Consider the following 8345-nt stretch of genomic DNA (forward strand, 5'->3'; position numbering starts at 1 on the left):
GTCGATGGAACGGCGCGTGGACGGACGCTCGGGTGCACGGTGAGCGGCGACGCTCACCATGGGCAACCGGTCATTGTGGTCGTTCCGTCAAAGGAGCTTCCCTGGCGCCGCCCGGAAATGGGCGACCTCGCCGTCGCGCAGCGCGAGGTGGGAGCCGGTGAACCGGGAGCGCATGCGGCGGTCATGGGTGACGATCACCAGGGCGCCTTGGTAGTGCGCCAGGGCCTGTTCCAGTTCCTCGACGAGGGCAGGGGACAGGTGGTTGGTCGGCTCGTCGAGCAGCAGCAGATCCGTCGGCTCGCTGACGAGCCGGGCCAGTTCGATGCGGCGCCGCTGTCCGTACGACAGGCTCCCCACCCGTAGCCGCAGCTCTGCCGGGCCGAACAGGCCGAGTGAGAGCAGCGCCTGCGTGTGTTCGTCCACCGAGCCCACGCGTCCCTGGGCGAATGCCTGCAGCACGGACAGCTCCGGGGCCCAGGGTGTCCCCTCCTGTCGCAGGTGCCCGACGCGGCCGGGTACGCGTACCGAGCCGCCATCCGGCCGGAGCTCCCCTGCCAGCACCCGCAGCAGTGTGCTCTTGCCCGCCCCGTTGGGGCCGGTCACCAGCAGCCGTTGGGTGGCGCCCAGGTGCAGTGCCGGCAGGTGCAGCCGATCCCCGACCCGCAGGTCGCAGACTTCCGCCGCCGTCCGGCGCGGTTGCTCCCGCCCCACTGGTGGTACCTGACGCACTTCGCCCGGGGTCTCCTCGGGCCCCGCCGAGGTGGCGATGCGGGCGGTGAAGACGAGCGGGGCGGGGGGCGGTGCGACGGGGTCGTCGGTCAGCCGTTCAAGACGTGCCTTGGCGTTGCGGATACGGCTCATTGCGCCGTGCCCGCGGCTGCGCGACCGGAAGGCGCCATGGCCGAAGACGGCGAAGGGCAGCTTGCGCGGCATGTCGTACAACCGCGAGGCGTTGGATTCCACCAGCCTCCGGTTGCGGACCAGTTCGGTGCGCCACTCCTCGTACTCCCGCAGCCGGCGCCGGCGCTCGGCTTCCTTGGCCGCCAGGTAGCCGTCGTAGCCGTCGCCGTACCGCGAGACCGTACCGGAGCCGACTTCCAGGACGGTGGTGGTGAGCCCTTCGAGGAACACCCGGTCATGGGTGACCGCGACCACGGTGCCGCGGTGCGCGCGCAGGTGCGCCTCCAGCCAGCTCACGGCCTGGTCGTCCAGGTCGTTGGTCGGCTCGTCCAGCAGGAGCAGCTCCGGCCGCGAGGCGAGCGTGGCGGCCAGCGCCAGACGGGACCGTTCGCCGCCGGAGAGGGTGCCCAGCCGCCTGTCGCGCGCCAGGCCAGGCAGTCCCAGGCCGTGCAGGGCGCTGTCCACCCGGGCCTCGGCCGCGTATCCGCCGCGTGCCTCGTAGCGCTCGACCAGCTCCGCGTATGCCTCCAAGGCGGTGTCGAGTTCGGCTCCCGCGGCCCGGCGGCCCAGGTCGGCCTCGGCCCGGCGCATCCGCGCTTCGAGGTCACGCAGGTCGGCCAGGGCGAGCTCGACGGCGTCCTGGACGGTGGCTCGGGGCGGCAGCTCCAGCGTCTGCGCGAGGTAGCCGGTGCCGCGGGCTGTGTGTACGGTCAACTCACCGTTGTCGGCGTCGAGTTGACCGGCCATGAGCTTCAGAAGAGTGGATTTCCCCGACCCGTTGTCGCCGACGACACCGACCCTCTCGCCCGGTTTGACGGAGAAGGAGACCGCGTCGAGGACGAGACGGTCCGCGTAGCGCTTGGTGACGTCGCGGAACGCCAACTGCGCGGTCCGCGCAGTAGCAGCAGTAGTAGCGGCGGCGGTAGCGCTGGTGGAGGCGGACGACGATGCGGAGGAAGAGGTGTGCATGGAGATGCTCCCTGCTCCCGGCGGCTGGGCCGACCGGGTCGGATGAGGGCGATGGCATGTCCGCGTGCCGGCGGGCCCGTACGGCGCAGCCCGGCAAACGGAGTCGGGTGCCGACGGGTGCGGCTAAGGCACGCGCGGGAAGGGTGGCGGTGACGGCGGAGCTCAGCTCGACGCGGGCACTCGCTTGGCGATCACAGGAACAGGGAACCCATGCGCAGCACCTTACGCGCCGGGAGCCATCATGGCAAGACGAATCGTCTCGTCTCTCGCGGGAGAGTCATCCACGGGCAGTCCGCACTTCGCCCTGGCGATGCGTGCCGGAAGATCGCGGTGCGCCTGGACGTTGCCTCCGGGTATGAAGATCGGTGAAGCATCCAGATCCAGCGGCGTGAGTGCGAGATCGTTGCGGCACTACGAGGACGAGGGCTTGATCGTCCCTGGTCGGTGCAGCAATGGGTTCCGCGACTACTGCCAGTCCACCCTCAACCGTGTGCTCGTCATCCGCTCGCTCCTGGAGTCCGGGCTACCGGTGCGGTTGATCCGGGAAGTTCTGCCCCGCCTCACTGACGGACCTGATGCCGGCGCGGATGCGGTGGGCGCGGAGTTCCTGCGCGAGGTGCAGAGCTATCGCGATCGGCTCGCCGCGCGAATCGCCGTCCTCAGCGATCAGCAGGCGGCACTCGACGCCTATCTGCGAGAGGCCCGCCATCCTGGCCTGTGACCGCCACTTGACCTTGACGTAAGTGTCAGACTCCTACGTTCGGTGCATGGAGATCAACAAGCAGCGGCACACCGCTGGGCGGAGCGTACGAGCACTGGTCCAGCGGTCGCACCGGGGACCGAAGGACCTGACCCTCACGAGCGATCATCGCAGCCCCACCCCGGGGCCGGGTGAGTACCTGGTCCGCGTCGGCGCCGCCGGGGTCAACTTCGCGGACGTGATGCAGACTCAGGGCGCCTACGGAGGAGGCCCGCAGGCGCCCTATGTGGCGGGCTTCGAAGCGGCCGGCGAGATCGTGGGCATCGGCGCGCAGGTGGAGCGCCCGCTCCCAGTCGGCACCCACGTCGTCGGCACTGGCCCAGGCGCCTTCGCGCAGTACATGACGATGCCGGCCGCGGCGGCACTTCCCGTCCCTTCGGGCTGGAGCGATGCCCAAGCCCTCGGCCTGGTGCTGAACTGGGCAACCGCATTGGCGGCACTGAAGCCGTTGGGCGAGGTCAAGACCGGTGACACGGTGCTCATCCATGCCGCGGCCGGCGGCGTGGGGCAGGCCGCTGTCCGCCTCGCCCGCCACTACGGTGCGCGGGTGATCGCCACGGCGTCACCGGACAAGCACGACACCGTCAAGGCGCTCGGCGCCGACGAGGTCCTCGACAGCCGACGCCCCGATCTGGCCGCGGAGATCACCCGCCTGACCGGCGGCGTCGACCTGGTCCTGGAATCGGTGGGGCGGGCCACGTTCGAGGCCGGCCTGTCGGTGACCAAACCCTTCACCGGACGCATCGTCGTGTTCGGCGCCGCGTCCGGCGACGCCGGCCTCAGCACCCATGACCTGGTCTTCACCCACCAGGTCCAACTCAAGGGCCTGCACATCGGCGCACTGGCGGCCGCGGCCCCGTCCCTCTACCGGTCGTTGCTCGTCGAGATCGAGGAACTCATCGCCCAAGGCGTGTATCTGCCCGGCACCCCCGAGGTCCACCCCCTGGCCGAGGGGCCGACCGTACTGCAGCAACTCGAAGCGGGCCGGACCCGCGGCAAGCACGCCCTCGATCCCTGGCGGTAGGAACGCCTGTGGCTCGTCGCAACGACCCGGATGGTCCTCAGTGGTGCCGTGACCGGGAACGGGAAGGTTCGCCGGGGTAACTGGAGGTCGTCGCCGGCCAGTCGGTCGGGAGGGTGTAGTGCCAGCCTTCCTGCCGCCCGAAGGGCGCATCGACGAGGTCTCCGATGGCGGCGCCGGTCAGGGGGCAGTCAAGAGCCCACTTGTTGGCCGAGTGGGCGGTGATCAGGACGCGCTGCCAGGACCCTAGTGCTGTGACCGGGAAGGTTCGCCGGGGTGCTGGCTGAGCCGGTTGGATGTGAGGCCACATATCTGGCGATGGAGGCGCGGCGGCAGAGCCCGTCCGAGTGCGTAGGCTGACCGATCAGGAGGGGCAGCAGCTGCAGCGGATCGTGAGACGGGGCAGTACCAGTACGGTGCGCTACCGGCGGGCGATGATGCTCCTGGCCTCAGCTGGCGGGAACCGTGTGCCGGTGATCGCCCAATTCGTCCAGGCGGACGAGGACACCGTTCGCGACGTGATCCACCGATTCAACGAGATCGGGCTCGGCTGCCTGGCCCCTCGGTGGGCGGGAGGCCGTCCCCGCCTGCTCAGCGATGACGACGAGGACTTCGTCATCGAGACGGCCACCACCCGCCCCACCAAGTTCGGCAAGCCTTTCACACGCTGGTCGATCAGGAAACTCGCCGACCACCTGCGGCGCAACGTCGCCCGCCCGATACGGATCGGCCGCGAGGCCCTGCGCTGTCTGCTGGCCCGCCGAAAGATCACCTTTCAGCGCACGAAGACGTGGAAGGATTCCACCGACCCCGACCGCGACGCCAAACTCGACCGGATCGAGCACGTCTTGGCCCATTTCCCCGACCGGGTCTTCACCTTCGACGAGTTCGGACCGCTGGGTATCCGACCGACCGGCGGGTCCTGCTGGGCCGAGCAGGGAAGGCCCAACCGTCATCCGGCGATCTACCATCGCACCCACGGAGTCACCTACTTCCATGGCTGCTACTCGGTCGGCAACGACACCCTGTGGGGCGTCAACCGCCGCCACAAGGGCGCGGCCCCGTCCTTGGCTGCGCTGAAAACGATCCGGACCGCGCGACCGGACGGCGCCCCGATCTACGTGATCCTGGACAACCTCTCCGCTCACAAGGGCAGCAAGATCCGCCAATGGGCTCGGAAGAACAAGGTCGAGCTGTGCTTCACCCCGACCAACGCCTCCTGGGCCAACCCGATCGAGGCGCACTTCGGCCCTCTGCGGCAGTTCTCCCTGGCCAACTCCAACCATCCGAACCACACCGTCCAGACCCGTGCACTGCACGCCTACTTGCGCTGGCGCAACGCCAACACCCGCCATCCCGATGTGTTGGCCGCCCAGCACAAGGAGCGTGCCCGCATCCGCAGCGAGAAAGGCATCCGCTGGGGCGGACGCCCCCTCTTCAACGCCGCATGACAGGACGGGCCGCGAGCAGGCTCAACCGACAGGGACTCTCTCCTTGAGAAAGCCGATCAGCAGATCGGTAACGGCCGATGGCCGCTCCAGGCTGGGAAGGTGACCTGCCCATGGCAGTTCAACGTGATCGGCGTTCGCGAGCAGATGCGGCAGTCGGGCAGCGATCTGTCGGAAGTCCGCCAGATCATGCGCGCCCGACAGGACAAGGCAGGGTGCTTGAATTGCCGCCAGATCAACCACGGCCTCGACTGGCTCGAACTCCTCAGCGGCGGCCAGCTGTAGCTCGAAGGCGTGCCGCTGCATCTGGCGTACCGCCTCGCGGGCGGTCTCGTCGGCGTCCGGGCCGAGCCAGGTTTCGACCATCAGTTCCGTCGCGCCGACGATGTCCCCCGCCTCGATCAGCGCTTCCTCGCGCTCCCCGAGCGCACTCAGCTCCGCAGAAGGTTCATGACCGGGCAGGGCGGGACAGATCAACCCGATGGCGCTCACGCGATCCGGCCAGCGCGCGGCGATCTCCAAGGCGACCTGCCCGCCGTACGAGGATCCCACCAGTGCAGCCTGCGCGATGCCCAGACTGTCCAGGAGGGCCAGCACATCCTCGGCGTCGCTGTGAGGCCGGACCGGCGCTGGAGTCTCACCGAAGCCCCGAAGATCACAGCGCACCAGCCGGTAACCGGCGTCGATCAAGGCTGGCCACTGGACATCCCACATCCGCCGGTCACACACCCCGGAATGCAACAGCACCAGCACAGGACCGTCTCCGGCCACATCATGAGAGAGCGTCATCCGGCAGACCCTACGCAGTGGCTGCTCGAAACGCCTCCCGGTTACCACCGCCACTGCCCCGCCCATCAGCCCGGCGAACCATGCCGGTCACAGCACTAGCTCTCGATGTCGAGCGCCGTTCCGTACAGCCGGTCCACCTTCAACCGGATGACCACCCGGCGTTCGGTGACCAACTGCTCCAGGAACGCTTCTTCGTCCTCCGGTTTTGCGGCTTTCGGGATCATCCCGAGCAGTTCCCGTCCGACCGCGTCGCCAGGAACGGTCGTTGTCTCGGACACCTCGGCCTCGCCCTCGGCGACGGCGAACGACCATGCGTCGCCGCCCTGCACATGCAGTGCCGCACGCGGGTCGCGCCGCAGCTGCTTGACCTTGACGCGGTCGGCCGTCGTCGAGAGCCGCACGACGCGGGCCTCGGCGTCCCAGCTGTAGAGCATGGTGGTCAGGTGGGGGTGGCCGCTGCGCTTGACAGTGGCGAGGGTGCCGAACTGCTGCTTGTCGAGCAGGGCGGAGAGGGCTTCGTCGGACAGTGGGCGCGGTGCCGGGCCTTGAGTCATGGTCTGATCAACGTCCGGCACCGCCCGGCAATTCCATGGACGCCGCAAGCCCAGCCGGCTGCTTTTCACGGCCGCGTGCGGCGGTTTGTTGACGTGGCGTGAGTAGTCGACTCGGCAAAGCTCCGGGGGCCACTGTCAGTGGCGTTCGGTACGGTTCCGGGCATGCCTGCACTCCGTGAAAGCTACGACTCGACCCGTCACCCCGATCTCCTGGCGTGGCTGACCGACCGACGGACCGGCTTCGAACACTGGGCCCACGAAGCCGGAGGCAGCACCCTGTTCGACTTCTCCAACGCCTCCCTGGACGCGCTGGAAGACCTGGTGAGGCAGGCGTACACCAAGACGGAGGAGATCACTCAGCAGCGCCGCACCCCCTTCGTCCAAGGCGCCGTGTGGTACATCGGCGAAGTCCTGTGCCGCCGCAAGGGGTGGATATGGAAGTTCGAGCCGGACTTCGACACAGGCGAAGTACCCCCGTTCTACGGCGAGACAGAAGCGCCGGGACTCCTGGACACCCCCTGCGTGGGCGCGCCCGAGGCCGGTCCCGGCGACCACTGGTACCCGCTGAATACGCTTCGTCGCCTGCTCGCCCAGGACGACGAGATGGGCAATCCGATTGACGAACGGCTCGTCGGGATGGTCGAAGGCTGGTACGACGACGACGACGAAGACGACGAGGACGAGGACCAGGCGGACGAGGACCTGGAGGACGACGAGGGCTGATGCCGAGGCCGTACGCCGGGGTCCGGTTCAGTCGTCCTCGGCGATCAGCCGCACGGCGTTCAGCGCCGCCGAAAGGGCGCGGGTGTCGCCGTCCTCGGAGGCCGCCGCCACGTCCAGTGCGGTGTCCGCGAACTTGATCGCATGTTCGTTGCCGTTGGCGACCGCCCGCTCGAAGACCTCTTCGGGGGTGATCGTGGCGGCGTCGGGTGCCGGAAGCGGGGTGTCGGCGGCGTAGAGGGCGGTGATCGCCGATGTCGCCGCCCAGACCGTGGCGAAGGAGCCGGCCCACAGCTCCCGGGGGAGCGCGGGGAGTGTCCGCAGCACCGCGTTCGGCGCGGTGGCGGCGTGCACCAGCATGATGCCGTTGCCATGGCCGTGGTCGGCGTAGTTGAGGGTGGCGGCCCGTACGAGCGCGGCCAGGCACTCGCGTACGGCCTCGGGGTCGTCGGGGACGTGCAGTGACTCGGTGGTGTGTAACCACCCGGGGGTCTGCGGAAGTCGGGCGTATCCCTGTACGGGTGTCAGCCCCCGTTCGGCGACGCGGGGGAGGGCGGCCAGCGCCTCTGCCGGAGTGGCACTGCCGGCCGGACGCACGGCGGTGGGCAGGAGCAGATGGCGGGCGGCCCAGTAGCCGAGCGCATGGGCCAACTCGGCGATGTGCACGCCGTCCTCGCCCTCCGTCAGCAGACTGCGTACGGCGTGGCCCACGCGGATGACGGGGTGGGTGGCGGCGCCCGCGATGCCAGGCAGCAGCCGTGGCCACCACTCGGCGAGGATCTCGCGCCAGGGCCGCTCGGTGACCTGACCGTTGAAGTACGCGGTCCAGTCCGTGACCCGGCCCGTATCACCCAGCGCCTCCGGCCAGTTGGCGTCGGTGATGGGGGCGCGGGCACTGGGTACGTCCTCCAGTTTGTGCTCGTAGGTGTCGAGCCAGCGGTGGACGGTACGGGCCTGTCCGTTGCGGACCATGGCCTCGACGGCCATCGGGCCGTGATTGCTCAGAAACCCCTTGAACTCGGGACCGGAGGCGTGCAGCCGCTGCAGGGCTTCGCCGAGTGTTCCGCTCGTCGTATCCATGGCCCGAGGCTAAGGGCTGTCCCGTAAATGATCTTTGGCGTGCTGGATGGCCTGCTCGTTTCTCCGTTACCCGGCGAGGGTGAGGTTGTGGAGGCGGGCGATAC

General features: G+C 69.1%; 8 protein-coding genes. 4 read left to right on the forward strand and 4 right to left on the reverse strand.

What is annotated here, in order from left to right; genetic code table 11:
• Window positions 1-87: 87 nt before the first annotated feature.
• A complete protein-coding gene (locus ACZ5XZ_RS30650) occupies window positions 88-1869 on the reverse strand; it encodes a TlrC/CarA/OleB/SrmB family ABC-F type ribosomal protection protein (protein WP_468983790.1) in 1782 nt (593 codons plus the stop codon).
• Between the two features lie 355 nt (window positions 1870-2224).
• Between ACZ5XZ_RS30650 and ACZ5XZ_RS30655 the strand changes: the two genes are divergently transcribed.
• From ACZ5XZ_RS30655 to ACZ5XZ_RS30665, 3 genes are all read left to right on the forward strand, one after another.
• The gene (locus tag ACZ5XZ_RS30655; RefSeq protein WP_468983793.1) at window positions 2225-2590 is read left to right on the forward strand and encodes a MerR family transcriptional regulator; all 366 of its coding nucleotides are present in this window, start codon (window positions 2225-2227) and stop codon (window positions 2588-2590) included.
• A gap of 46 nt (window positions 2591-2636) precedes the next feature.
• Window positions 2637-3653, forward strand: a complete 1017-nt coding sequence (locus tag ACZ5XZ_RS30660) for an NADPH:quinone oxidoreductase family protein (RefSeq protein WP_468983796.1) — start codon at window positions 2637-2639, stop codon at window positions 3651-3653.
• 305 nt (window positions 3654-3958) lie between these two features.
• The gene (locus ACZ5XZ_RS30665; protein ID WP_468983836.1) at window positions 3959-5101 is read left to right on the forward strand and encodes an IS630 family transposase; all 1143 of its coding nucleotides are present in this window, start codon (window positions 3959-3961) and stop codon (window positions 5099-5101) included.
• Between the two features lie 21 nt (window positions 5102-5122).
• Here ACZ5XZ_RS30665 and ACZ5XZ_RS30670 read toward each other — a convergent pair whose 3' ends face one another.
• Complete coding sequence (locus tag ACZ5XZ_RS30670; protein ID WP_468983799.1) at window positions 5123-5887, reverse strand: alpha/beta fold hydrolase; 765 nt, start codon at window positions 5885-5887, stop codon at window positions 5123-5125.
• A 95-nt stretch (window positions 5888-5982) separates the two neighbouring features.
• Window positions 5983-6441: a PPOX class F420-dependent oxidoreductase gene (locus ACZ5XZ_RS30675; protein ID WP_468983802.1), complete on the reverse strand. Its 459-nt coding sequence runs from the start codon at window positions 6439-6441 to the stop codon at window positions 5983-5985.
• A 162-nt stretch (window positions 6442-6603) separates the two neighbouring features.
• Here ACZ5XZ_RS30675 and ACZ5XZ_RS30680 point away from each other — a divergent pair, with 162 nt between their 5' ends.
• A complete protein-coding gene (locus ACZ5XZ_RS30680; RefSeq protein ID WP_468983805.1) occupies window positions 6604-7164 on the forward strand; it encodes a hypothetical protein in 561 nt (186 codons plus the stop codon).
• Between the two features lie 27 nt (window positions 7165-7191).
• Here the strand turns inward: ACZ5XZ_RS30680 and ACZ5XZ_RS30685 are convergent, their stop codons facing one another.
• Window positions 7192-8241 carry a questin oxidase family protein gene (locus ACZ5XZ_RS30685; RefSeq protein ID WP_468983808.1) on the reverse strand — a complete coding sequence of 350 codons (1050 nt, stop codon included), beginning with the start codon at window positions 8239-8241 and terminating at the stop codon, window positions 7192-7194.
• Between the last annotated feature and the right edge of the window lie 104 nt (window positions 8242-8345).

Source organism: Streptomyces sp. NPDC033270 (genome assembly GCF_055576575.1).